General features: G+C 43.3%; 25 protein-coding genes, 2 pseudogenes and 1 other annotated feature. Of the genes and pseudogenes, 1 reads left to right on the top strand and 26 read right to left on the bottom strand.

Annotated features, from left to right (window positions below; all coding sequences use genetic code 11):
- Nucleotides 1–20: 20 nt before the first annotated feature.
- From LKE01_RS03220 to LKE01_RS03185, 8 genes are all read right to left on the bottom strand, one after another.
- Nucleotides 21–239, bottom strand: a complete 219-nt coding sequence (locus tag LKE01_RS03220) for a hypothetical protein (protein WP_056982157.1) — start codon at nucleotides 237–239, stop codon at nucleotides 21–23.
- A 184-nt stretch (nucleotides 240–423) separates the two neighbouring features.
- Nucleotides 424–1,341 carry a ribokinase gene (rbsK, locus tag LKE01_RS03215; protein WP_056982155.1) on the bottom strand — a complete coding sequence of 306 codons (918 nt, stop codon included), beginning with the start codon at nucleotides 1,339–1,341 and terminating at the stop codon, nucleotides 424–426.
- 89 nt (nucleotides 1,342–1,430) lie between these two features.
- Nucleotides 1,431–2,438, bottom strand: a complete 1,008-nt coding sequence (gene rbsR / locus LKE01_RS03210) for a ribose utilization transcriptional repressor RbsR (RefSeq protein ID WP_056982152.1) — start codon at nucleotides 2,436–2,438, stop codon at nucleotides 1,431–1,433.
- 116 nt (nucleotides 2,439–2,554) lie between these two features.
- On the bottom strand, nucleotides 2,555–3,550 hold the full coding sequence (locus LKE01_RS03205) for an aldo/keto reductase (RefSeq protein ID WP_056982151.1): 996 nt from the start codon (nucleotides 3,548–3,550) through the stop codon (nucleotides 2,555–2,557).
- A 25-nt stretch (nucleotides 3,551–3,575) separates the two neighbouring features.
- Nucleotides 3,576–4,535 (bottom strand): ribose-phosphate diphosphokinase, encoded by a 960-nt coding sequence (locus LKE01_RS03200; RefSeq protein ID WP_054769229.1) that lies wholly within the window; start codon nucleotides 4,533–4,535, stop codon nucleotides 3,576–3,578.
- Nucleotides 4,536–4,621: 86 nt separating this feature from the next.
- Nucleotides 4,622–7,096: an SF1B family DNA helicase RecD2 gene (gene recD2 / locus LKE01_RS03195; RefSeq protein ID WP_082619740.1), complete on the bottom strand. Its 2,475-nt coding sequence runs from the start codon at nucleotides 7,094–7,096 to the stop codon at nucleotides 4,622–4,624.
- A 27-nt stretch (nucleotides 7,097–7,123) separates the two neighbouring features.
- On the bottom strand, nucleotides 7,124–7,876 hold the full coding sequence (locus tag LKE01_RS03190) for a tetratricopeptide repeat protein (RefSeq protein WP_056982149.1): 753 nt from the start codon (nucleotides 7,874–7,876) through the stop codon (nucleotides 7,124–7,126).
- An 8-nt stretch (nucleotides 7,877–7,884) separates the two neighbouring features.
- The gene (locus LKE01_RS03185) at nucleotides 7,885–8,541 is read right to left on the bottom strand and encodes a histidine phosphatase family protein (protein WP_056982147.1); all 657 of its coding nucleotides are present in this window, start codon (nucleotides 8,539–8,541) and stop codon (nucleotides 7,885–7,887) included.
- 144 nt (nucleotides 8,542–8,685) lie between these two features.
- Here LKE01_RS03185 and LKE01_RS03180 point away from each other — a divergent pair, with 144 nt between their 5' ends.
- A complete protein-coding gene (locus LKE01_RS03180; RefSeq protein ID WP_054769231.1) occupies nucleotides 8,686–9,081 on the top strand; it encodes an iron-sulfur cluster biosynthesis family protein in 396 nt (131 codons plus the stop codon).
- A 76-nt stretch (nucleotides 9,082–9,157) separates the two neighbouring features.
- Here the strand turns inward: LKE01_RS03180 and mnmA are convergent, their stop codons facing one another.
- The 18 genes and pseudogenes from mnmA to LKE01_RS03090 all read right to left on the bottom strand — a co-directional run bounded on the left by mnmA (nucleotide 9,158) and on the right by LKE01_RS03090 (nucleotide 22,913).
- The gene (mnmA, locus tag LKE01_RS03175) at nucleotides 9,158–10,282 is read right to left on the bottom strand and encodes a tRNA 2-thiouridine(34) synthase MnmA (protein WP_054769232.1); all 1,125 of its coding nucleotides are present in this window, start codon (nucleotides 10,280–10,282) and stop codon (nucleotides 9,158–9,160) included.
- Nucleotides 10,283–10,395: 113 nt separating this feature from the next.
- Nucleotides 10,396–11,475: a histidinol-phosphate transaminase gene (gene hisC / locus LKE01_RS03170; protein WP_056982145.1), complete on the bottom strand. Its 1,080-nt coding sequence runs from the start codon at nucleotides 11,473–11,475 to the stop codon at nucleotides 10,396–10,398.
- Nucleotides 11,476–11,477: 2 nt separating this feature from the next.
- Nucleotides 11,478–12,137, bottom strand: coding sequence for a bifunctional phosphoribosyl-AMP cyclohydrolase/phosphoribosyl-ATP diphosphatase HisIE (hisIE, locus tag LKE01_RS03165; protein WP_054769233.1), 660 nt, complete (start codon nucleotides 12,135–12,137; stop codon nucleotides 11,478–11,480).
- The gene (hisF, locus tag LKE01_RS03160) at nucleotides 12,134–12,892 is read right to left on the bottom strand and encodes an imidazole glycerol phosphate synthase subunit HisF (protein ID WP_056982143.1); all 759 of its coding nucleotides are present in this window, start codon (nucleotides 12,890–12,892) and stop codon (nucleotides 12,134–12,136) included. The genes hisIE and hisF overlap by 4 nt, the downstream gene beginning before the upstream one ends.
- Entirely contained in the window at nucleotides 12,882–13,610 is a 729-nt protein-coding gene (hisA, locus tag LKE01_RS03155) for a 1-(5-phosphoribosyl)-5-[(5-phosphoribosylamino)methylideneamino]imidazole-4-carboxamide isomerase (RefSeq protein WP_056982141.1), read from the bottom strand. The genes hisF and hisA overlap by 11 nt, the downstream gene beginning before the upstream one ends.
- Nucleotides 13,588–14,214 (bottom strand): annotated as a pseudogene (gene hisH, locus LKE01_RS03150) (imidazole glycerol phosphate synthase subunit HisH). The gene hisA and the pseudogene hisH overlap by 23 nt, the downstream one beginning before the upstream one ends.
- A complete protein-coding gene (hisB, locus tag LKE01_RS03145) occupies nucleotides 14,214–14,798 on the bottom strand; it encodes an imidazoleglycerol-phosphate dehydratase HisB (protein ID WP_056982139.1) in 585 nt (194 codons plus the stop codon). Before hisB ends, hisH begins: the two are co-directional and overlap by 1 nt.
- Nucleotides 14,799–14,803: 5 nt before the next feature.
- Nucleotides 14,804–15,457, bottom strand: coding sequence for an ATP phosphoribosyltransferase (gene hisG / locus LKE01_RS03140; protein WP_054769235.1), 654 nt, complete (start codon nucleotides 15,455–15,457; stop codon nucleotides 14,804–14,806).
- 4 nt (nucleotides 15,458–15,461) lie between these two features.
- On the bottom strand, nucleotides 15,462–16,604 hold the full coding sequence (locus LKE01_RS03135) for an ATP phosphoribosyltransferase regulatory subunit (RefSeq protein ID WP_225426935.1): 1,143 nt from the start codon (nucleotides 16,602–16,604) through the stop codon (nucleotides 15,462–15,464).
- A 49-nt stretch (nucleotides 16,605–16,653) separates the two neighbouring features.
- Nucleotides 16,654–16,908, bottom strand: a binding site (T-box leader).
- 61 nt (nucleotides 16,909–16,969) lie between these two features.
- A complete protein-coding gene (gene hisJ / locus LKE01_RS03130) occupies nucleotides 16,970–17,815 on the bottom strand; it encodes a histidinol-phosphatase HisJ (RefSeq protein WP_056982137.1) in 846 nt (281 codons plus the stop codon).
- A gap of 70 nt (nucleotides 17,816–17,885) precedes the next feature.
- Nucleotides 17,886–18,092, bottom strand: a pseudogene (locus LKE01_RS03125) (branched chain amino acid aminotransferase); the annotation flags it as partial.
- A 107-nt stretch (nucleotides 18,093–18,199) separates the two neighbouring features.
- Nucleotides 18,200–19,225: a branched-chain amino acid aminotransferase gene (locus tag LKE01_RS03120; protein WP_056982135.1), complete on the bottom strand. Its 1,026-nt coding sequence runs from the start codon at nucleotides 19,223–19,225 to the stop codon at nucleotides 18,200–18,202.
- A gap of 299 nt (nucleotides 19,226–19,524) precedes the next feature.
- Nucleotides 19,525–19,869, bottom strand: coding sequence for a DUF1831 domain-containing protein (locus tag LKE01_RS03115; protein WP_054769237.1), 345 nt, complete (start codon nucleotides 19,867–19,869; stop codon nucleotides 19,525–19,527).
- Nucleotides 19,869–21,032, bottom strand: coding sequence for a cysteine desulfurase family protein (locus LKE01_RS03110; protein WP_056982133.1), 1,164 nt, complete (start codon nucleotides 21,030–21,032; stop codon nucleotides 19,869–19,871). The genes LKE01_RS03115 and LKE01_RS03110 overlap by 1 nt, the downstream gene beginning before the upstream one ends.
- Nucleotides 21,033–21,049: 17 nt before the next feature.
- Nucleotides 21,050–21,739: a 5'-methylthioadenosine/adenosylhomocysteine nucleosidase gene (locus tag LKE01_RS03105; RefSeq protein ID WP_054769238.1), complete on the bottom strand. Its 690-nt coding sequence runs from the start codon at nucleotides 21,737–21,739 to the stop codon at nucleotides 21,050–21,052.
- 11 nt (nucleotides 21,740–21,750) lie between these two features.
- On the bottom strand, nucleotides 21,751–22,080 hold the full coding sequence (locus LKE01_RS03100) for a hypothetical protein (RefSeq protein WP_056982132.1): 330 nt from the start codon (nucleotides 22,078–22,080) through the stop codon (nucleotides 21,751–21,753).
- 13 nt (nucleotides 22,081–22,093) lie between these two features.
- A complete protein-coding gene (locus LKE01_RS03095; RefSeq protein WP_056982131.1) occupies nucleotides 22,094–22,636 on the bottom strand; it encodes an NUDIX hydrolase in 543 nt (180 codons plus the stop codon).
- Nucleotides 22,637–22,694: 58 nt separating this feature from the next.
- Nucleotides 22,695–22,913, bottom strand: coding sequence for a cold-shock protein (locus tag LKE01_RS03090; RefSeq protein ID WP_056982129.1), 219 nt, complete (start codon nucleotides 22,911–22,913; stop codon nucleotides 22,695–22,697).
- Nucleotides 22,914–23,017: the final 104 nt, after the last annotated feature.

The raw sequence follows: 23,017 nt of genomic DNA, 5'->3' as shown, positions 1-23,017 counted from the left end.
TGTCGCCTCCCATACAATGATTAGTCTTCTGAAGCATCCATTGCTTCAAGAATCATATTCAACTGCATGCATTCTTCATTTAAATGTGTCATTTCGTTTCCAAACTGTGGTGTGATTACTTGGGTAGAACTCGTATTCACTGAGGTAGACTTGATCTTGTCTGCTTCTTCGGTTTTTAATTGATCAAGCTTGGAGGATGCCTTTTGGTATTCTCTGAGAATTTCTAACTTATTACTCATAGCTATAAACTCCTTTGAAAGTGAAATTTGAATTTGTAAATCAACGATGCTTTCGTGGAGCAGGAAGTTACTGAATTCAGCTCTCCTGCTAACGTGAGGATATACTACCAGATAATTTTCAAGAAAGCAACACCTTATCCAAAACTCATTTTCTGAAAACGTTTACTACCCAAATAGACCGCCATTACTTATATTCTGCGTTAATTTCCTTTTCCGTTGGAATTGAGGGTAATGCCCCCAGCCGCTGGACGGTAATCGATGAGGCTTGTTGCGCATATGTCAGTGCCTCTTCAACGTTGGATAAATCCTTGTTGACTTTCGAACTGAAAGCGCCGATGAATGTATCGCCGGCTGCAGTCGTATCCTTTGCTTTGACCTTAAAGGCAGGAACAAAGCCGCTGCCATCCGCGGTGTGATAGTAAGCTCCTCGTGAGCCAACCGTGATGATCAAATTGTCGATCCCCATCTGGGCAAATTTTTCCGCATTACGATCCATTGAATCGTTATCGGTGACTTCAATGCCCGTCAGAGAAGCACTTTCAGTTTCATTAGGAACAATGAGATCGGTCACTTCCAGCAAACCGTCAATAATTTCTGCTGCCGGAGCGGGATTTAGAATTGTTGTGACACCATGCTGCTTGGCAAGTTTGAAAGCTTCGTAAGTGACGTCTTGTGGCGTCTCGAACTCGGAAATCAAAATATCAGCATTTTCAATGAGCGGTTCAGCGTCGACCATCATAGCCGGCTTCATTGCCTGATTGGCACCACCGTAAACCATGATGCTGTTCTGGCCTTGGCTATCCAACAGGATAACAGCCGAACCGGTACCCTCAACTTTGTCAACGGCTACATGATCCGTGTTAATCCCATCATTTTCCAAAGCGTCAATCATAAATTTTCCATTGCCGTCATCGCCGACTTGGCCGATAAAACTGATAACGGCACCGGAACGAACAGCGGCAACGGCTTGATTGGCACCCTTTCCACCGGCAGAATTCGTCTTGCTCTTTGCACTGATTGTTTCACCAGGCTTTGGCATTTGGTCAATATGCAACGTTGTATCAACATTTAAGCTACCAAGAACAACCACTCTATTTATCATAATAAGCTCCTCTAAGTCCTTTTATATAGTGTGCTAAAACCTTTAACTAGATTCTATCAAATTCTAATTCGTTTAACAACTATTGGAATTTAGTCGATCTGATTAACGCTGTTTCGCTCGACCAAAGAGACGGGAAGTGAGATTCGCTGAATTGGTTGATTTTGATTTTCAATCCGTTTAATGATCATTTGAGCGGCATTGGTTCCCATTTCAAATGCTGGCTGATGAATCGTCGTTAATTTGGGATAAATATATTCACTCAGATCGATATCATCATAACCAACGACGGAAATGTCTTCCGGAATCTTCAAACCGGCTTCTTCAATCCCACGATACAGGCCAATGGCAATCTCATCATTAATTGCAAATATGGCGTTTGGCTTGGTTGCCAGCGCTGCTGGAGTGGCATCATAGCCGCCCTGCTTGGTCAACTGAGTTGTGATAATTCGCTCATCTGGGATTGGCGTGCCATTCTTTTTGAAAGCTTCGACGAATCCCTCAAGTCGCTGCTGCAAATTCAAAGTTGGCTTTTCGGAACAAACCACAGCCACGTTTGTGTGCCCTTTTTTGATTAAATAATTGGCCAACATTTCGCCGCCTTTAAGGTTATTGGCGTCAACCCGGTCACCCTTGGCAACGGGCGCCTGATCAATCAAAATATACGGAATGCCGTTTTGATTTAAAATATTATCAATATAATTAACGTCAGACACTGCAGAAGCGATTATCATCCCGTCTGCGGCCCTTCTGACAGATTCAAATAAATAGTGTGTCTCCCGTTCTTGACTGTTGTCAGAGCCAAAAATAAGCGGTACATAATTCTGTTTAATTGCTTCGGCTTCAATTCCTCGCAAAAATCTGCTGAAGAATGGGTTATTAATGTTGGGAATTAAAACCCCAATTGTTCGCCCACTCTTTCGGATTAAACTTTGAGCGTTGAAGTCCGGAACATAACCCATGTCTTTTTGAAGCTGCTTTACTTTTGCAACTGTTTTACTACTGAAACGTGCGGCCTTGCCATTCAGAATTTGAGAGACGGTCGTCACGGAAACGTTGGCGCGAGCTGCCAGATCAGTAATTGTCACTTTCTTTGTCATAATTATTCTCCATTCACGGTCAAAGGTCTTTGCTTAGATTATACCAAATAAAAAGCATTAAACCGGTTTAATCCCAGTTTAACGCTTAATTTTGAAAACGTTTCTTTTAATCCTAATTATTCTTTAACAATCTTGTCGATTTGATCAAGTTCATCTTGGGTAAAGTTAAGGTTTTGAACAGCTTTAAGATTATCTTCCAAGTGATTGATCTTTGAAGCCCCAGTTACAACACTGGCAACCGTCTTATCATGCAGCAGCCATGCCAGTGACATCTGAGCTAAAGTCTGATCACGGTTCTTGGCAATGTCATTTAATTCATTAAGCTTCTTAACCAATTCGTCCTTACCATGCTTGATCACAAATTGGTTGCTCCAGTGAATCTTCACATTGTCATCCATCCCGTTAAGGTATTTATCGGTTAACAATCCTTCGGCAAGTGGTCCATAAGCAACCAGTGCTTTATTATTCTTGCTTAAAGTATCCAAAAGACCGTCTTCTTCAATCCCACGGTTCAACATGTTATAAGATGCCTGATTAACAACAAATGGTGTGTGGAATTCTTTAAAGTATTTAATAATTTCTGCAGTTTGTTTGGCGTTGTAATTAGAAATTCCAATGTACAAAGCTTTACCGGAACGAACAATTTCATCCAATGCTTCGGCAGTTTCTTCGAGGCTGGTGTTTGGATCGAACCGATGACTGTAATAAATATCAACATAATCCAAGCCCATTCGTTTTAAGCTGCCATCCAATGCATTGACTAAAGTCTTCTTGGATGAGAAGTTTCCGTAAGGTCCGGGCCACATATTAAAACCGGCTTTGGTTGTAATCACCAGTTCATCACGGTATGGCTTCAGGTTGGCACGGTAGACTTCACCAAACATTCTTTCAGCGGCACCGGCACTTGGACCATAATTGTACGCATTATCAAAACTAAAAATACCCAAGTCAAAGGCTTTTAAAATGACTTTTTCACTGTCACCGTAGTTGGCATCGTCACCAAAACTGTGCCACAAACCAAATGATAACGCTGGTAACTGCAGTCCGGAATTGCCGGCTCTGCGGACAACTGCGTTTTCATAACGATTGTCATTTGCCTTATAACTATACATAAATCAAACCACCTCGTAAAATATTTTATCTTCCAAACAGCTTTCCAACTGATTTCTGGTTATGAATCAGATTGATTGCCTCGCCAAACAATGGTCCGACGGAGACAACTTCAAGCTTTTCAAATTGGTCGGCTTTGGAGATACTAATTGAATTTGTTACAATCACTTTTTTGATTGCTGAATCTTGAAGACGTTTTTGAGCATCCCCGGAGAAGACGGCATGAGTTGCGATCGCAAAAACATCTTTTGCTCCGGCCTTCTTCAACGTTTCAGCTGCGATTGTCAGTTTGAACGCTGTATCAATCATATCGTCAACAATAACTGCCCGTTTTCCTTCAACACTTCCAATGACTGATTCAGGAACTGTCGTTGAATCTTCAGGCGAGCGGTTATCAATAATGGCAATTGGGGCGTTCAAAAGTTCAGCGAACTTTCTAGCTCGGGAAACACCAGTATGATCCGGTGAGACAACCACAACGTCAGAACTGTTATGCGTGTTGGTAAAATAGTGTGCCAACAAAGTATCTGCCTTTAAATGATCAACAGGAATGTTGAAGAAACCTTGAATTTGGTCTGCGTGAAGATCAAGTGCAACCACTCGATCAACCCCATCCATTTCCAAGAAAGAGGCAACTAGTTTTGCAGTAATTGGTTCTCTGGAACGGGCTTTGCGGTCTGCCCGTGAGTATCCGTAGTAAGGAATTACCACGTTAATTGACTTTGCGCTTGCCCGACGGACTGCATCAACCATAATCAGCAACTCCATCAAATTGGAGTTGACCGGATCCGAGACAGATTGAATGATGTAAACTTCATCGCCCCGAATACTTTCATCAACACTGATTTTGATTTCATCATCGCTGAACTTTTCAACAGTTGCTTTACCAAGCGGCACACCGACTGCCTTACTAATTTCCTCAGCCAAGTGGCGGTTGGAACTTAAAGAAAATAATTTAAGATTGGGATGCGTATTTGATTCGGCCATGATATCCTCCAAGTATTCTTCTTTACCTATTTACCTTAAATTTTAACATAATTTTGCCCGAACTTTGTAAGTTTTCACTGATAATCCTAAGACTTCATGAAGTCTTTAGGACTTACGTCATCCATTCCGATCATCGGATCAATTAGATTTTGATTAATAACATCATTCGTTAAATGATCGGGCAGGGCTTGTTTCTCAGCATGATCGGCACTTTCCACGGCAGAAAGACCGGCGGTTTCGGGTTCTTGGGTCGAATCTTCCTCACTGCCGTCATCACTAACCTTTAAGCCAATGGCATCAACCAGACGTTTAACCAGACTTGTCTGCCGATTAACCGAAACGTTGCGGACACATTGTTCAAAAGCTTCTTTTTCGCCCAACATGATCAGGAAATCGCTTGCCCGGGTCACAGCTGTGTAAAGCAGATTTCGCTGCAGCATCCGTGAAAATTGGCGGACAATCGGTAAAATAACCATTTTAAATTCACTACCCTGAGCCTTATGAATCGAAGTACAGTACGCTAATGTAAACTGCGTCCATTCGTTCTTTTCATACGTGACTTCAGTTTCATCAAAATCAATTGTAATTTTGTTCGGGGTCTTCTGGTCCTTAACGGTTTCCATCCCAACGATAATCCCGATATCACCGTTAAAAACGTTTCGTTCCGGATTATTAACCAGCTGAAGCACTTTATCACCAATCCGATAAGTGTGTTCGCGGATGGTGACGGATTTCTTGCCGGCAGCGTCCCCCTGCCAAACATCCTGAACGACGTCATTCAAGCGGTCAATTCCTGCCCGGCCACGATACATCGGGGCCAATACCTGGACATCCATTAAGCCAAAATCCTTTTGTTTGGCCCGTTTGGTAACCTGTTGGATCACCGACGAGATCTGATATTCGTTACAGGGAATAAAGGATCGGTCAGATTGGTTCTCGGTAAAATCAGCCGACAGCTTGCCACGATGAATATCATGCGCCAATTGAATAATCGAAGATCCTTTTTCCTGACGGTAAATGGTGTTCAGCTGCATGGCGGGAATTTGTTTTGATACCAGTAAATCGTGAAAAACCTGTCCGGGTCCAACTGATGGCAACTGATCCTGATCACCTACTAAGACAACCTGCATATGATTGGGAATTGCCCGAACCAATGATCTGAACAAGTAGGTATCGACCATCGACATTTCATCAATAATCAACAAGGCTCCTTCAATATCCTTGGTGCCGGCAGTGTCATTGGACTCGCGGCCATTGAGGCCCAAAAGTCTGTGAATCGTGCTGGCAGGTAAGCCGGTTGATTCCGTCATGTGTTTGGCCGCCCGGCCTGTTGGCGCAGCCAAAACAATTGGAAACGGCTTATCCTTATACGAATTAATATCCAATGAATACTCGTGCAGTCGCGCGTAGGTATTCACGATCCCATTAATGATGGTCGTCTTTCCGGTACCGGGTCCACCAGTCAAAATAAACGCCGGTGATTGGATTGCCTGGACAATTGCGGCAACTTGAGAATCGTCGTAATTAATATCAAATTGCTTTTCAACCACCCGAAGCTGCTTTTTGATAGCATCTTCTTTGAGCTGATCTTCATCATCCTTATTTTTAATTACCCGATTTAAATGATCGGCAATCTGGACTTCGGCATTATATAAACGGGTTAAATAAATTCGATTTTCTTCGCCGACAACTTTGCCTTCTTTGGCAAGTTCAACCAAGCTTTCTGCTAGTTTTTTGCCGGGAATCTGTTGGTTGGAATTGCCTTCCAAAACGTTGATGGCCGTTTCAATCAGTGGCCCGGTGGTTGTATATGTATCACCATTTTGAAGACAGAGTTCATCAATTGCGTACATCAGTCCGGCGCGGATTCGTTCATTTGAATCGGGGACAATTCCCAGTCGAAGGGCGATGGCATCGGCCTTTTTAAAGCTGATGCCATCGATATCCTCAACTAACTGGTAAGGATTTTCGGCAATAATTTTCAATGCATCTTCATGATATTTTTGATAAATTGACGAGGCAATCGCGCTGGAAAATCCATAGCTGTTTAAGCCGACAATGACTTTTTCCAAATTATCATCGGTATTCAAATTCTCAACGATTGCCGTCCGTAATTTGGAACTGATTGGCACATTGTCAAGGACCCGGCCATCAGCAGTGATCTTTTCGATCGCGTCGTCGCCCAACACGTCAACCACTCGTTCGGCGGTCTTCTTACCAATCCCGGGGAATTGCTCACCAGACAGGTATTTGACGACCCCCTCCCTGGTGGTGGCAATCACACTGGTGTAGTTGCTGGCTTGAAACTGCTTCCCATAACGCGGGTGGTCAACCAATTTGCCAGTGAAATGATAGCTGTTTTCTTCGACCAGATCACCAAAATTACCGGTCACGACAATTTCATCTTCGGGCCAATCAACGTTGGTATCGGTAATTTCCACCAGGACCACTTTATAAAAACTGTCGTTACTCGAAAAGAAGATCGCCTTTAATCGGCCATCAACATATTGTGGTTCATGATTATTCTGTTCTGAGCCAAATAAATCCATTGAACGATCCAAGACGGTCCTCCCTATTCATCACAGTCATTACTTTTGTTTCTTATCTTTATTCTTGTCTTTGTTAATCTGAATCACTTTTTCAATATCTTTTAATTTTCGCTGACCATTTTTGAAGTAAACTGGATCATCCTGCTTGGCTTTTTCAAAATATTTGTCAAAAGCTTCACCATTAACCATTGCGACAATGCCCCGATTAAAATTGGCTTTTCCATTCTCGGGTTCAGTCTTCAGTACATTATCGTAAAATTCACCGGCTTGAGCAAAATTGCCCAGTGCCAAAAGGTTGTCTCCAATCATCTGGTTAACGTCAGGATCATCGTGCCGGGAACTTTGAGCTGACAGGGCAAAGACCATTGCCCGCTTGTTGTCGCCTTTGGCCATATAGCTTTGGGCAAGCATGATGTATGATTCAGCCTGCAGCTTCTTATCTTTGATTCCTTGAAAAATCTTGATTGCTTTATCATATTCGGCAGCTGCATAATAAACGTTTCCCAGTCCAAACTGCAGGGTATTCTTAACATCCTGGGAGGCCTTGTCAAATAAGCCAAGCGCCTTCATCAGTAATTCTTCAGCCTGTTCGTAATCCTTGGCTTCAACCAAAAATGTCGCCAGATCGTAGTAGTGATGATAGTTATTTGGATCCTGGTCGACTTTTTGAACCAACTTATGAATGGCCTCTTTAGCCTTGGCTTCTTCAGCCTCACGTTTCTTAGTATATTTACGTTGATTTTCTTGATTTTGTTTTTGTAATTTTTTGATTTTATCTGAATTGTTTGCCATATTGTCACCTATACCAAATCTGTCGGGTCTAATTTTTTGTTCAAATAACTGGTGTCATTCCAGTCAAGTAGCTGATACGACTGGCCAGCATCATTACTTTCCAAAATTGTGGTGCTGGTATTCGCCAATCCACCGCGCTTTCGCAAGTCGGGGAGCGGCACGCCAAGTAAGGCGTTAATCTCAGCATTTAACGCGGCCCCATGACTCACGATTAAAATATTGTCATCCGGATAAGCCTTCACAATCGCCGTGATTGCCGGAGTCATTCGGTTGATCACATCCCGGTAACTTTCGCCTCCAATGGCTTTTGGATCATACAAGTCTGGATGATTGCGAAAATCTTCAAATTCCTCTGGGTACTGTTTCTCAACGTCGACAAACTTTTGCCCCTCCATCTTTCCAAGATGAAATTCTTCCAGTCGGGAAAGCAGGGAGATCTTTGGATGCTTTTTCAATTTACGGCTAATCCGTGCTGCCGTTACCCGCGCTCGTTTGATTGGACTGGCGTATATGTGGGCAAAAACGACCTTTTGAAAGTGTTTGCCCAACAAGTCCATTTCATCGTAGCTTTGGGGAAGTAGTGGTGAGTCGCCACCAGCACCTTGATAGCGGCTTTCAAGATTCCATTCTGTTTTACCGTGCCGAACAAAGTACAACTTAGTCAAATTGCATTCCTCCAAAACTAGTTTTAGCTTCTTACATTATGACAGGAAAAGCGGCTGATTTCAAAAGCATAACGGAACTTCTAATTAAAAATTTGCTTTTACTTTTAAAACAATTGTGTACAATATAGTTGGAGGCGAATAATCATGGCAAAAATCAAAATAACCGATTCAATGAAAACCCTACTGAGTGATTCACGATTTAAAGGCAAAACCCTTCTGTTGATAGCCGATGACGGCGGTGGCAAGTATTCTTTAAAAGGTGGCGCCTGCACAATTGGTGCCGACTTTAGCCTGGTTATCTTGGATCAGCCGGACTCGGCTTATCCGATCCAACTGGAAAATGATGCCAACATTCCACTTTATACATCCAGCTATGATTTAACCTTCCTGGGAAAAGGCCTCAAGTTGGACTTTCAGGCTAACAGCATTCGTTTAAGCGACGATGCTGAATTATTGGACGGAGCTGTTCAAATTACCAATGGTGCTGAAGTATTGGCAGCATTCAAAAAGGGAATTACGGCCGGTTGGTCGGGCTGTTAACCACACACGTTTAATTTAAAAATAATCAAGATAAAATAAAAAAGCTGACGAAATTTCGTCAACTTTTTTTGTATCTTTAAACGTACTGAAGCTCTTCGGCATGCTTATAAGCAGCATCGATAATCGCAGAACCAAGGCACTCTTTGCCATCATAGAAGACAACGGCCTGTCCCGGTGTAATTGCCCGAACCGGTGCGTCAAAATCAACCCGGACGGACTTGCCATCATCACTGATGTGAACGGTCACGCCGGTATCTTTTTGACGATAACGGAACTTGGCAGTGCAATGAAAATCTTTGCCGCGGTCAAGGTTGTTTACCCAGTGAATGTCGGATGCCTCAAGGTAATCCGCATACAACAATGGGTTGTGATAACCTTTGCCAACGTATAAAATGTTCTTCTTTAAATCCTTACCGACAACGAACCATGGCTGATTATCAATCCCATCGCCACCGATTCCAAGTCCACGACGCTGACCGATTGTGTAATACATCAAGCCATCGTGTTGACCCTTCACTTCGCCATCGACAGTCATCATCTTACCTGGAGTTGCAGGTAAATAATGACCCAGGAAGTTCTTGAAGTTCTTTTCACCAATAAAACAAATACCAACCGAATCTTTCTTGTCGGCAGTTGCCAAACCGGCCTCTCTGGCAATCTTTCGAACATCCGGCTTAACCATGTCACCAATTGGGAACATAACCCGGTCAAGCTGATCTGCGGAAAGCTGACTTAAGAAGTAGGTCTGGTCCTTGTTACCGTCGGTTGCCCGGAGCAAATGGTTGTGTCCATCTGCATCACGAGTTAATTGGGCATAGTGCCCGGTTGCAATGTAATCGGCACCCAATTCCAAAGCGTAATCCAAGAATGCTTTGAACTTGATTTCCTTATTACAAATAACGTCAGGATCGGGAGTTCTGCCTTTTTTATATTCATCCAAGAAGTATGTGAACACACGGTCCCAATACTCCTTTTCAAAGTTAACAGAATAATACGGGATGCCGATCCGATTAGCGACTTTAGCAACGTCTTTATAGTCTTCGGTTGCAGTACATACGCCGTTTTCATCAGTATCATCCCAGTTCTTCATGAAAACGCCAATCACATCGTATCCTTGTTGTTTGAGCAGATAAGCGACGACAGAAGAGTCGACTCCTCCACTCATACCAACAACAACCCGAGTTCGACTGTTGTCTTGCATAAAACCACCATCATTTCAATTAGATTCTGGAGAATCCACGAGTTGAAGGTCGTAATTTCCAGTAAAACTAATATTAACGCATTCTCGAATCGAATGCTACTTTTTGTAAGTAATTATATTGCAAGAAATTTTGAAATTAGTTTTTGAACGGCCGCATTGGCTTCCGGCTTGCCGATGGTAACCCGCAGCCAACCCTTGCGTAAACCGTTCCGAAGAAGGTAACCATTCTCCAACAAAAATTTATGAAGCTCATCAGCATCGCCACCTTTTACCTGAAAGAAAATAAAATTCGTTGCGGAATCATAAAATGGTAAACCGCTTTTGATAAGAAAGTGTTCCCACTTTTTGCGTTCCTCAATCACCTTTTTAACGGTTGCTGCCACAAATGCCTGATCCTTGAAAGCAGCCGTTGCGGCAATTTCAGCAAATGTACTTAAATTATATGGTAGTCTAACGGCTTGAAGATACCCGATGAGGGGCTCGGAACACACCGCAAAGCCAACCCGAAAGTTAGCCAAACCGTATGCCTTTGAAAATGTCCGTAATACCACTAAGTTCGAAAACTCATCAGTCAGCCCAATCGCAGAATCTTTAGGGTTGCCGGTAAAATCGATGTAAGCCTCATCAACAATCACCGTCACACTGGCGGGAATATCAGCAATAAATGAGCGAATGGCGTCGGCTTCCAGAAAAGTCCCGGTTGGATTGTTGGGATTACAGATCCAAACCATTTTTGTCTTGGGAGTGACCGCACAGACCATCGCCTTCAAATCAATGGTTCCGGATTCATCCAGGGCAACTGATTTAAGTTTGGCACCCTCAATGGCAGAATGCAGCGCATACTCGGAAAAAGTCGGTTCGGGATCAAGCACCTCATCCCCGGGTTCCAAAAGCACCCTGGATAAAAGTTCGATAATTTCATCCAGTCCGTTACCAAAGATCAACTTGTCAGGCTTGATGTCAAACTGAGTGGCAATGATTTCTCTTAACTCTTCGGCGTTACTGTCCGGATACAAATTGGCATTTTGATAATGCCATTTATCCAGTGCTTTGGCCACATCCGGTGACGTGCCAAAAGCATTTTCGTTGGCGGATAACCGGACAAGCTTATCGAGGCCGACTTTTTTCTTCAGTTGATCCAAAGTCAGTTCGGGGACGTATGGTTCCAGATGTTTAACAGCTTCTTTGACCATGCCTACCACTCCTTAATTTCTTTTCGATCCTTTGTAATGCTTTGCTTTCCTTCACGGCCGGCAAGTTCCTTTTTAATTTGGTCGGGTGTGATACCGCGTTGAGCCATCAAGACTTCAACGTGATAGGCCAGATCGGCAACTTCCAGGATGAACTCCGGGTCGGACGGATTCTTCGCCGCAACAACGACTTCAGTGGCCTCTTCGCCAACTTTCTTAAGAATCTTGTCCAAGCCTTTTGTAAATAAGTAATCAGTATATGAGCCTTTTTCAGGGTTGTTTTTACGTTTTAAAATTAATTGATACAGTTCATCTAAATCTTGCATGGTTGATTCCTCCTTAACCTGTTCCGGTAAAATCGTTCGATAAAAGCAGCTGGTGTGACCGGTATGGCAAGCCGGACCGGCAGGATTCACTTTCATCAGCAGCGTATCCTCATCACAATCAATCTCCATTGAAACGATCTCTTGCGTATTACCGCTGGTTTCGCCTTTATGCCACAGCTCCTGCCGGCTTCGGGACCAAAACCAGGTTTGTCGGGTTTTCATACATAAATTGAAGCTTTCTTCATTAACATAGGCCATCATCAACACTTGTTGGGTCTGATTATCAACCACAACTGCCGGCACCAAGCCATCTGGATATTTCTTAAAATCTGGTTTCATCTGACAGCCACCCCGGCTTTCCGTAAATCGGCTTTAACATCTTCAATCGTTAGTTCGCCAAAATGAAACACAGAAGCTGCCAAGGCACCATCAACATTCCCCTGATCAAACACTTCGGCGAAATCCTGCAATTGTCCACAGCCGCCGGAAGCAATCACCGGAACGTTGACGGCCTCGGTGAGCTTTCGGTACAGATCAATGTCATATCCGCTTTTAGTTCCGTCCTTATCCATGCTGGTTACCAAAAGCTCTCCGGCCCCAAGCTCAACCCCACGTTTTGCCCATTCAATCGCATTCAAGGGTGTCTGCTTTCTGCCGCCGTTGGCATAAACATCGTATTGTTGACTGGCCGCATTCCATTTGGCATCAATTGCCAGCACCACGCACTGGGAACCGAACTTTTCAGCTCCTGCCGTGATCAGTGCCGGATTGCTGACTGCCGCGGAATTTACCGCCGTTTTATCGGCCCCGGCTTTCAGTAGGCTTTGCATGTCATCAACACTATGAATCCCACCGCCGACCGTCAGCGGCATAAACACCCGACTGGCAACTTTTTCAATTGTCTCAATAATTGCCTTGCGCTTTTCATTAGTCGCGGTGATGTCTAAAAAAACTAATTCGTCCGCCCCCTGCTTTTGATAGGCAGCCGCAATTTCGGCTGGATCGCCAACATCTTTTAAATTGATAAAATTGACTCCCTTTTTTACCCGGCCATGATCAACGTCCAGACAAGGGATAATTCGTTTAGCCAACATTGGCATTCACCCCCGTCAATACGCTCAACGGTAAATCACCGGTTGCCATTGCTTTACCAACAATCGCCGCTTTGATTCCTGCCGCTTCCAATTCTTTGAGGTCGGCCACATTTCGAATTCCCCCGGAAGCAACCACTGTGGCTTGTGGAAATTTAGATTGGAATTTTTTTAATTGATCAGTGTTGGGCCCGGTCATCGTGCCATCCCTGGAAATATCCGTCACGATGAAGGTTGTAACCCCAAAGGCAACCATTGCCCCCATCAGTTCACTCATCTCAACGGAACTTTGCTCAAGCCAGCCGGACACAGCAACTCGACCATTCAGGCCGTCGATTCCAACCACAATCTGATCGGCACCAAACTGCGCGATCGCTCTTTGCACCACCTGAGGGTCATTCAAAGCAGCTGATCCTAAAATCACCCGTGACACCCCGGATGTCAAATAGGCATTGATTTGGGAAAGTGACCGAATGCCACCGCCAACCTCCACCTTTAACTTGGTTTGGGCACATATTTGTTCAATCAGTGCCCGATTGACTGGCCGGCCCGATTTTGCCCCATCCAGATCAACCAAATGAAGGTTGGTTAACCCGGCATCCTCGATGGCCATTGCCTGGTCAAGGGGTGAATCGTTAATCACGGTCGTTTTCCGGAAATCACCCTGGTATAAGCGGACACTCTTTTGATTCTTTAAATCAATTGCGGGAATAATCTGCATTTTCAGTCATCTCCTTGAATTTTGAAAGAGCCTGTAACCCAACCTAACCGCTTTTTTCCGGATGAAATTGAAACCCAATCACGTTTCGGCGTCTAACAATGCTGGGAATTTTAACGCCATAGTCCACGAACGATAAAATGTTTTTCTCAGCGGTCTTTACATAGTAGGAATGAACAAAATAGCTGAACTGACCATCAAACCCGTCTGCCAAAGGATCAGCTTTAACAGAGATGTTTTTATCCCATCCCATATGGGGCACTTTGACACCGAGGTTATCAGGAATCGGCACCACTTCGCCGTCAATCAGTCCCAAGCCGTCGGATTCACCAAATTCATAACTTTTATCAAACAATAGCTGCATCCCCAAACAAATCCCCAGAATCGGAATTCCTTGATTGGCGGCCTGCTGAATGACCGGCACCAACTTGCGTTCATTTAACGCGTCAACGGCTTTTTTAAAGGCGCCAACGCCTGGAAGAATCAAACCGTCAGAATTTAAAATATCAGTGGGTTTTGACGTCAATTGATTTTCAACCCCTAAAAAGTCCAAGGCGTTTTTTACGTTGCGCGTGTTTCCAGTATCATAATCAATCACCGTTATCATTAAATGACCCCCTTGGTGGAAGGGATGCCTTTAATCTCCGGGTTAATGGTAACCGCGGCTCTTAACGCCCTTCCCAGTGCCTTAAACAGCGTTTCAATCTTGTGGTGGGTATTTCTGCCATATAGTACTTCTGCGTGAAGGTTCAATTCAGCATTGAACGCGAATGCCTGGAAGAAATCTTCTGTGACTTCGGTGTCGTATCCGCCTAAATGATCATTGGCAAATTCAGCTTTAAATACCAAATATGATCGGCCTGATAAATCAATAACCACCCGGCTTAATGTTTCATCCAAGGGGATTAGAGCGGAGCCAAAACGTTCAATACCGGCTTTATCACCAAGAGCCTCTTTTAAAGACAGCCCCAGGGCAATGCCGACGTCTTCAGTGGTGTGATGAGGATCGACATCCAAATCACCTTTGGCTTTAACAACCAGGCCAAAACGTCCATGACGGGCAAATGCATCAAGCATATGATTGAAGAATCCGATGCCGGTATCAATTTGAATTTTCGAATAATCATCTAAATTAATCGACAGTTCAATTTGGGTTTCATTTGTGTTGCGGGAAATGGTTGCAGTTCTCATTTAGCTCACTCCTTGGTTGATTTTTTCTGGACAACTTGCTGGTTGGTCGTTTGTAAGTTGGCAATCAGTTCTTTTATTTGAGGTTGGTACTGTCGTAAGGCCAACCGGTTCACGACCACTTTGGTATTGACCTGCTGGAGCTTGGCAAAAATCTGAAGGTTGTTTTCTTTCAGCGTATTGCCGGTTTCGACAATATCGACAATCGCGTCGGCAAGCCCAATCAAAGGGGCCAATTCAACCGAACCTTCAATTTTGATGATTTCAACATCTTCGCCAATTCCTTGAAAATACCGTTTGGTAATGTTGGGATACTTGGTTGCAATGATTTTTCGCCGGTGGACTTGGGGATTGAAATCCTTGGTTGATGCCAGTACAAATCGGCATTTGCCAACGTCCAAATCCAACATTGCGTATTGAAAGTTTTCCTGCTCACTTAAAATGTCACTCCCGACAATTCCGATTTGAACGGAGCCGTTATTCAAATATGTCAGGACATCCGGCCCTTTTACCAAAATAATTTCATATCGTGGATCTTCGTCGAATATCAACCGGCGGCCTTTATGACGGATACCTTCACAATTAATTCCGGCTTGTTCAAGTAATGGCACAACCTGTTCTTCAGTTCTGCCTTTGGTTAAAGCAATTTTGATCCGTTGCATTTTGTCACCTGCTTTCCGTTAAATCAATCAGTCGGCTGTTCGTCCCGGCGGCAAGCTTCTTAGCGGCATCAAGACTACTTGTCAGACACAACGTTGAATTTGGAATTGTCTTTAAGGCCTTTTCGGCTTCATCCCATTGATCGGTGTCAAAGAACACCAAGGTTTTCGGCTGTGACGGTGAAACCGGCGTTCGTTCAACCAATGCGTCAACGTCAAAGGCAACCCCAACGGCCGCTGTTTTGACATTTTGGAAATTGGTCAGCAGGTCGTCATATCGACCGCCGCTAAATAGGTATCCTGCCGATTTTTCAGTGAAGCCGCGAAATGCCATCCCGGTGTAATAGGTTTGCGGCGATGGGATACTGAGATCGAGGGTCACGTTCACTTTCGGAAAAAGCCCTTTGATAAACTGCTTGGTCGCTTGTAAATCGTTGATAATCGGTTGGAGTACCTCAACCTCAGGTAATGTCTCAAGGGCAGTCATCACCTCATCGAAGCTGCCAAACAACCATGGCCATTCACTGAGAAAATGGCCAAAAGCTGTTTTTTCCAACGGTCTTAACAATTGGTCGTACTTGCTGAGATTCTTTTCAAACAAGGCGGTTTTGATACTATCTTTGGTGGGCTTCGGTAATGCCAGCTGATCAATCAAAGTATCAACGAATTTTGCGTGACTTAATTCGATGGTGACATCATCAATTGCCATTTTCTGGCAGCCGGTCAACGCAATTTCCAAACATTCCCAATCGGCTTTAATGCCCTTATACCCAACAATTTCAATCCCCGCTTGGGTTAATTGGTTGTAGCCCCCGGAAAGCTGTTTTTTAACCCGGAAGACATCCCCGCCGTAATACCACTTGACCGGCAATTCAATTCCCGTGGTACTCATCACCCGGGCAACTGGCAGTGTCAGGTCTGGCCGTAAGACCAGTGATTCTCCTTGATCGTCCAACAGTTGGTACGATCGATAATTTTCTGCATTCAATGGTTGGAAAACGTCCGAATATTCCAAAACCGGCGTTGTTAATTTTCTAAATCCGCGTTGACGAAATGTTTTGAAAAGTTTATTTTCAATGGTTTCTTTGATTTCTGCTTCACTTCCAAATTCGTCGCGGGTACCACTTGGTAAATTTTTGTTTTTCATCATTGTCACTTCCATTTCAATAAAAAAAGTCCCCGAAAACTGATATTCAGTCTTCGAGGACGCCTTAAAGTCGTGGTTCCACCTCAATTTGCCGCTACCTCACAGTAGCCGGCCTTACGTTGCCAATATCTAGTCATCCTGTGATAACAGATACGGTAACCCTGATAACGCTAAACATGCGAATCAGCCTACTTGGTTCAGCTGGTTGGTTCATAGATGTGTGTTCGCCAATTCGAAATGCTCCTTCTCAGCCACGGAACTCTCTTTGAATTCAAAACTGGTTACTTTTTCTAATCAAAACCTTATTTTATTAACTTTCCCTTTGCTTAATTCAATATACTATCATCAAACATCAAAAAGTCAAGCCTTTATTCAACCAATGAAATCAGGCCATTGTACCCACGGCCAATATCATCAATGGAATGCGCATCGCTGCCGTAGACAAAAGGAATTTCTAATTTCTTTGCCATTTTTATAATTGAATAGCTTGGATACTGTTCGTTGCAATATTGTTTGTACAGCCCCGCAGCATTCAAATCAAGTTCAAGATGGTTTCGTTTAAGGGCCTCAAGGATTTCAGCAACTTTTTGCAGGTTGGCCGAAGAAAACTGCCGATCCAGGTGAAAATAATCTTGAAATTTTTTAATCAAAGTCATATGGCCAATCCGATTAGGTGCGTACTGACCAAAATCAACGTTGGCAGATGCCAGAACCTGCTCAAAGTAGGCGGCATAAAGGGCCTGAGAAGACGTGAATTGGCTTAACAGCCCTTCTTTGAAATCCGTAGTCGTATCGTCAACACACCAAAACTTGCCATCCCTACCCTTCATAAAGTGAACCGATAAAATGTTGTCATCGGTTTGTGGCCCGTACTCATTTAAAAAAGCCCGGGTCCAATCGGTAAAATCAGGCAGGTAGTCGATTTCAAAGCCGACGTGAATCTTGATTTGGTCGGCGTATTTTTTTCTCATTAAATCCGTTTTGGCAAAATAAGCATCCAGGTCCGAGGCCGCCATTGACGCCTCACTCAGTCCGGTTGGAATACCGGCATACATTTTGGAAAAACCGGCAGGCAGTGGTGCGTGTTCGGTGATACTGTATTCTTTAAAGCCCAGACGAATCGCTTTTTGAATCATGAGCTCAACATCATCGCCACTGCCATGCGGACAAAATTCCGTATGGGAATGGCCTTCTCTTTTGATCACGTTTAACATCTCCCTGCAAATTCTGGTTAAAAAGGCTATTTTCATCAGAATCATGAAAATCAGCCTTTTGACACCTCATTTAAAATTCGACTTTTTGAATCCATCCGTTTGGTGCTTCAACATCGCCAAACTGAATGCCGGTTAATTCGTCATACAGCTTCTTGGTCGTTGGCGCAACCTCGGTTTCACTATAGAAAACGTGAAGTTGGTCTTGGTACTCAATGCCACCAATTGGTGCAATCACCGCGGCAGTTCCCATCGCCCCAGCTTCTGTAAATCGGTCTAACCAATTTCTCATATTCTAATGGGTCATTCATAGCTTGTCAACTGATTTCAAATTCACAGGAAAACAAAAAGCCGGCGTCATATTGACTGCCGGCTTTAAGCTTTTCTTTATTCGACTGGAACAACCCAACCGTACTTATCTTCAACATCACCTGATTGAATACCAAATAATGTATCGTAAAGTTTTTGAGTAACGGGACCGGGCTTGGTTTCACTGTAGAAGACGTGTTTTTTACCATTATTGGTTAAAGAACCAACTGGTGAAATAACGGCTGCAGTTCCCATAGCACCAGCTTCAGTAAACTTATCAAGATCGTTTACATCAATGTTGGTCTCAGATGGGTCCAAGCCAAGATCTTTGGCAATTTGTAAAATTGATTTCTTAGTAATTGAAGGCAAAATTGAATGAGATTTTGGTGTGTAGAATTTGCCATCCTTACCAATAGCGTAAAAGTTAGCGCCGCCAAATTCATCAATGTACTTGTGCTCCCGGGGATCCAGGTAAAGTTCACCGGCAAAGCCGTTATCTTTGGCTTCCTTCGCTGCTAATAAACTACCGGCATAGTTTCCGGCAGTCTTAGCTTGACCGGTACCAGCGTATGCAGCCCGGTCATATTTGCTAACCATATAAGGCATTGGCTTAAGTCCCTTAATGTATGCACCAACCGGTGTTGCATAAATATGGAATGTATAAGTTGATGATGGTGCAACACCAACAATTGGTTCAGTTCCAACCATGAACGGACGGATATAAAGTGAACCGCCGGAGCCATAAGGTGGGACAAAGTCAGCATTGGCTTTAACAACTTCTTTAACCGCTTCAACAAACTTGTCTTCAGGATAAGTTTCCATGACTAAACGCTTTGCGGAGTTGGTAAAACGCTTGGCGTTCATATCAGGACGGAAAAGTTGAATCTTACCATCTTTGGTTCGATAAGCTTTCATCCCTTCAAAAACTTCCTGGCCATAATGTAATTCTTCGGCAGCTTCGTTAAAGGTTAATGAAGAATCGGTTGTCAAACCGCCATTTTGCCACTTGCCATCCTTAAATTCTTCATTGTAACTATACGGTAAATCCCGATAATTAAATCCTAAGTTGGTCCAATCAAGATCTTCTAACTTTTGTTTTGCCATATATGAGTCCTCCTTAAAGTAGTCATTAAGTCGGTGATAAGCGTTGTGACTAAGTATGGTTTCTTCAATTCAAGTATGTAAGAAATCATCAGACAAACATGTAACTTCGTGCTGATCCTAAGATCATTACTTATCCGTTTATCATCATATCTTAATTAATGTCTAATTTATCGCTTTTAAAATCCGGTGTCAATGCCTTTTAAAAAATAAAACAGCCTTGAACCCATTTGGCGTGGGTTTAAGGCTGTTTCTATACGAATTTTTAGTTAACGGATTTCGGACATTTTATCCGGTGCAGATTAAATTTCTCGCTTAATGACGTCTCGGTCAATTAAATCATTAATAATAAATTGATATTGATCGACACTTGCTTTGGTATCGGGATTCTTAAAGATGTTAACCTTTTCCAGACCATTACCTGTAGTAATCGCCATTCTAAAGCCAGCTAAATCCTTATCGACCTTCATCTTAAATTTGTAGTTGGCGTTATATGGTGAAGTTGGATCCAAAGACTTCTCCAGGGAAAAGACACCAGTCTTTCCTTCAGTGAATCCCAAATCCCGTAACGTAAAGCGCTTAACGTTGTCTGCCAGCTTATAAACGGTGTCATCACCGTTTACCTTGCCTGTTTTTGCAAATGCCATTACATTTTTACCCCCTTGTTTTTAACTCGGTTGACAATCTTGGTAATTGCATCAACCAACTTGTCCAAGTCTTCAGTTTTATTATACCGCCCAAAACTGATTCTGATAGACTCACTTATTCTAGGACTGTCCTTGCCGTACATCGCAACCAAAACATGTGAAGGCTCAATGCTGCCTGCTGTACATGCTGAACCGCCTGAAACCGCAATGCCAGCCAGGTCCAGATTAGTCTGCATAACGTAAGTTGAAATACCCTTCAGCCAAATATTAAAGACGTGATTTAAATTATCTTCGGTAATTCGACCGTTCACTTCAAAGTCGACACCGTTTGCCTTTAACTTGTCAGCAATGTAATGCTTAAATTTCAAATATTTTTCTTGACGATGGGCCTTTTCTTCGGAAGTAATGGTCTCGACCGCCTTGGCAAAGCCGGCAATTGCGGGAACATTTTCAGTTCCGGCACGCCGCTTTTCCTCCTGGTCGCCACCTTTGATTAAGCTTGGGAAGTTAACGCCTTTGCGACGATAAAGAAAACCAATCATCTTAGGACCATTAATCTTGTGGGCAGAAGTTGAAAGCATGTCGATATGATCACGCTCAACATCAATGTCCAATAGGCCGTATGCCTGAACAGCATCAGTATGGAACCAAGCTTGATGGTCTTTCAAGATTTCGCCAATTTCGTGAATTGGCATCACTGATCCGACCTCATTATTTCCAGTCATAATCGAAACCAGGATGGTGTCATCATCCAAAGCCGCCTTAAAATCGTCTAATGAGATGTTTCCATACTCGTCAACCGGTAAATAGGTAACTCTGAAGCCCATCTTTTCAAGTGCCTCACAGGGCCTTAAAACGGCTTCGTGCTCAATTGCTGTTGTGATGATATGGTTACCCAAAGATTTCCGGGCAATTGCCGTTTGGGTAATTGCTGTATTATCACTTTCAGAACCGCCACTGGTAAATATAATATCATCGGGATCGGCATTAATACTTTTGGCAATGACGTCCCGTGAATGTTCCATAACTGCTTTGGACTCACGGCCCAATCCGTAGAGCGTTGAGGCATTCCCATAAATATTCTTATACTTATCCATCAACTCCGCGTAAACTTCCTCGGATACAGGTGTCGTTGCGGCATTATCAAGGTATATTTCTTTCATGAATTCCACTTCCTAAATTATGCGTTCTTAAAGAGATCAATCAACATCTGACCGGATTTTTTACCGGCTGTAATAATAAATTTGTCGAAACTGATTTCAGCTTCTTCGTCACCAACATCCGACATTGCTCGAATAACCGCGTATGGAACTTTGTTCTGATAAGCAACTTGGCCGACTGCAGCCCCTTCCATCTCGGAACAAAGTGCGTCAGGAAAGTTGTGCTTGATTTCAGCGATTTTCTTTGAATCGGCGATAAATTGATCACCGGAAACGATCAAACCTTTATGAGCGGTCACACCGCTATCTTTGGCGGCGTCAACAATTTTATCAGCCAGTTCCTTTGATGCTGGAAAACGGGCTGGGAAGCCGGGTAATTGGCCCATCTTGTAGCCTGAAGTCGTCACGTCAACATCGTGATAGGCAGTTTCGGTAGAAACGACAATGTCGCCAACTGATAAACCATCACCAATGCCGCCGGCAGAACCGGAGTTAATGACAGCGTCAACGTGAAATTTGTTAATTAAGTTGGAAGTCGTAATACCGGCTTGAACTTTACCGATTCCAGATTTAACAATCACCAATTGCTGACCGTGAATGCTTCCGAGATAGTAGTCGGCATCACCGTAATGTTTGGTTTCTTCGCCAGTCAGGGCATCTTTTAAGATTGCCAGTTCTTCATCCATTGCACAAATAATTCCGTAAGTCATTCAAATTCTCCTTAATTGACAAAAAACAACACTAAAAAGACGATCACGATTAACAAAATTAAAATTGTGATTGTCCAGTTCAGTTTGCGGTTAATCCGATGCCAACGGGGTGTCTTAAAATCGTCGGTCGGATTAACTTTCTCTTGCGTCCGAGTGGTTACCTGGGGTTCGGGTTCACCATCGGGGACTTCCTGTTGGTGTTTTCTTGCATATTCTCGTTCAACTTGAACCCGTCGTTTATCACGAGCTTCAAAGTCTTCTTCTTGTTGAAGCTTTAATTTTCTGTACTGTTCACGGGTGAGTGGCTTACCGTCACCCTTTTTATTATCATCGATCGCCAAATTAAATGGTCACCTACTTTTGCATTAACTGCCAATATTGAATAGCAGTAATGGTCTTTGCGTCTTGAATTTCGCCATCAGCAATCATTTGGACAGCTTCATCCAGCGTCTTTTCAAATACTTCGAGAAATTCGCCTTTGTCACGAGGTAATTGATTTTTAACCGGCACCAAATTTTCTGCCAAATAAAGCTTCATAAACTCATCGGAGAAGCCAACTGATGAATAAAATCCATATAGTTCTTTGACTGTTTTTGGCACATAACGAATTTCTTCGTTGAGTTCTCGGATCACAGCATCATGAAAGTTCGAATCCCGGCTGTCAACTTTCCCGGCAGGAATTTCAATTGTCACTTTCTTGGCTGGTGCCCGCCACTGCTTTTCAAGGACAATTTTATTATCCTTTGTGAGCGCTAAAATACCAACGGCACCGGAATGATGAACAATTTCTCGAAAAGATGTCTGTCCATCCGGAAGCTCTACAGTTTGCTTTTCGACATTAATAATTGCGCCATCATAAATATCTTCGCTGCCAATTACATGTTCTTCAAAATCCAACTCGATCACCTTTTTTAGTTAATATTAACATTCTACAAATAAAGCATGATCATTGCAATCAAGACGGCTGTTTGTCAATGACATGAGCTTTTGCTGCTTGTGGACCTTTTTGTCCCTGAACAACAACGTATTCAACTGGGCTGCCAATCTGAATTGTACCATATTGGTCCTCTGGAAAAGCGTTTTTGAAAAAGAACAGGTCGTCTTCACCACTGTCCTGAGTAATGAAACCAAATGCATTTTGTGGGTTATAACTTTTAATTTTTCCGGTAAGCAAGGTATTTCCTCCTAGAGTGTGACATGGTCTTGAAAATGAATCTCTCAAGCCATGGAAACACGTTTTAGAAACCAATAAAATAAGACTACAACGTTAAATCGTCA

It is taken from the genome of Lentilactobacillus kefiri (genome assembly GCF_007989105.1).
Lineage (GTDB): Bacteria > Bacillota > Bacilli > Lactobacillales > Lactobacillaceae > Lentilactobacillus > Lentilactobacillus kefiri.
The sequence above is the reverse complement of the archived record's forward strand: the minus strand, read 5'-3'. Positions and strand labels throughout refer to the sequence as shown.

Bases quoted from the DNA above. Each gene is read 5' to 3' on its own strand.
- LKE01_RS03190 (WP_056982149.1), bottom strand. From the start codon at position 7,876: ATGGCAAACAATTCAGATAAAATCAAAAAATTACAAAAACAAAATCAA.
- LKE01_RS03180 (WP_054769231.1), top strand. From the start codon at position 8,686: ATGGCAAAAATCAAAATAACCGATTCAATGAAAACCCTACTGAGTGAT.
- rbsR (WP_056982152.1), bottom strand. From the start codon at position 2,438: ATGACAAAGAAAGTGACAATTACTGATCTGGCAGCTCGCGCCAACGTT.
- LKE01_RS03200 (WP_054769229.1), bottom strand. From the start codon at position 4,535: ATGGCCGAATCAAATACGCATCCCAATCTTAAATTATTTTCTTTAAGT.
- hisC (WP_056982145.1), bottom strand. From the start codon at position 11,475: ATGGTCAAAGAAGCTGTTAAACATCTGGAACCATACGTCCCCGAACTG.
- hisF (WP_056982143.1), bottom strand. From the start codon at position 12,892: ATGTTGGCTAAACGAATTATCCCTTGTCTGGACGTTGATCATGGCCGG.
- mnmA (WP_054769232.1), bottom strand. From the start codon at position 10,282: ATGCAAGACAACAGTCGAACTCGGGTTGTTGTTGGTATGAGTGGAGGA.
- LKE01_RS03135 (WP_225426935.1), bottom strand. From the start codon at position 16,604: ATGATGAAAAACAAAAATTTACCAAGTGGTACCCGCGACGAATTTGGA.
- hisJ (WP_056982137.1), bottom strand. From the start codon at position 17,815: ATGTTAAACGTGATCAAAAGAGAAGGCCATTCCCATACGGAATTTTGT.
- hisG (WP_054769235.1), bottom strand. From the start codon at position 15,457: ATGCAACGGATCAAAATTGCTTTAACCAAAGGCAGAACTGAAGAACAG.
- hisB (WP_056982139.1), bottom strand. From the start codon at position 14,798: ATGAGAACTGCAACCATTTCCCGCAACACAAATGAAACCCAAATTGAA.
- LKE01_RS03220 (WP_056982157.1), bottom strand. From the start codon at position 239: ATGAGTAATAAGTTAGAAATTCTCAGAGAATACCAAAAGGCATCCTCC.
- LKE01_RS03205 (WP_056982151.1), bottom strand. From the start codon at position 3,550: ATGTATAGTTATAAGGCAAATGACAATCGTTATGAAAACGCAGTTGTC.
- LKE01_RS03105 (WP_054769238.1), bottom strand. From the start codon at position 21,739: ATGACTTACGGAATTATTTGTGCAATGGATGAAGAACTGGCAATCTTA.
- LKE01_RS03115 (WP_054769237.1), bottom strand. From the start codon at position 19,869: ATGGCATTTGCAAAAACAGGCAAGGTAAACGGTGATGACACCGTTTAT.
- hisA (WP_056982141.1), bottom strand. From the start codon at position 13,610: ATGCAGATTATTCCCGCAATTGATTTAAAGAATCAAAAGAGTGTCCGC.
- LKE01_RS03110 (WP_056982133.1), bottom strand. From the start codon at position 21,032: ATGAAAGAAATATACCTTGATAATGCCGCAACGACACCTGTATCCGAG.
- LKE01_RS03120 (WP_056982135.1), bottom strand. From the start codon at position 19,225: ATGGCAAAACAAAAGTTAGAAGATCTTGATTGGACCAACTTAGGATTT.
- hisIE (WP_054769233.1), bottom strand. From the start codon at position 12,137: ATGAAACCAGATTTTAAGAAATATCCAGATGGCTTGGTGCCGGCAGTT.
- rbsK (WP_056982155.1), bottom strand. From the start codon at position 1,341: ATGATAAATAGAGTGGTTGTTCTTGGTAGCTTAAATGTTGATACAACG.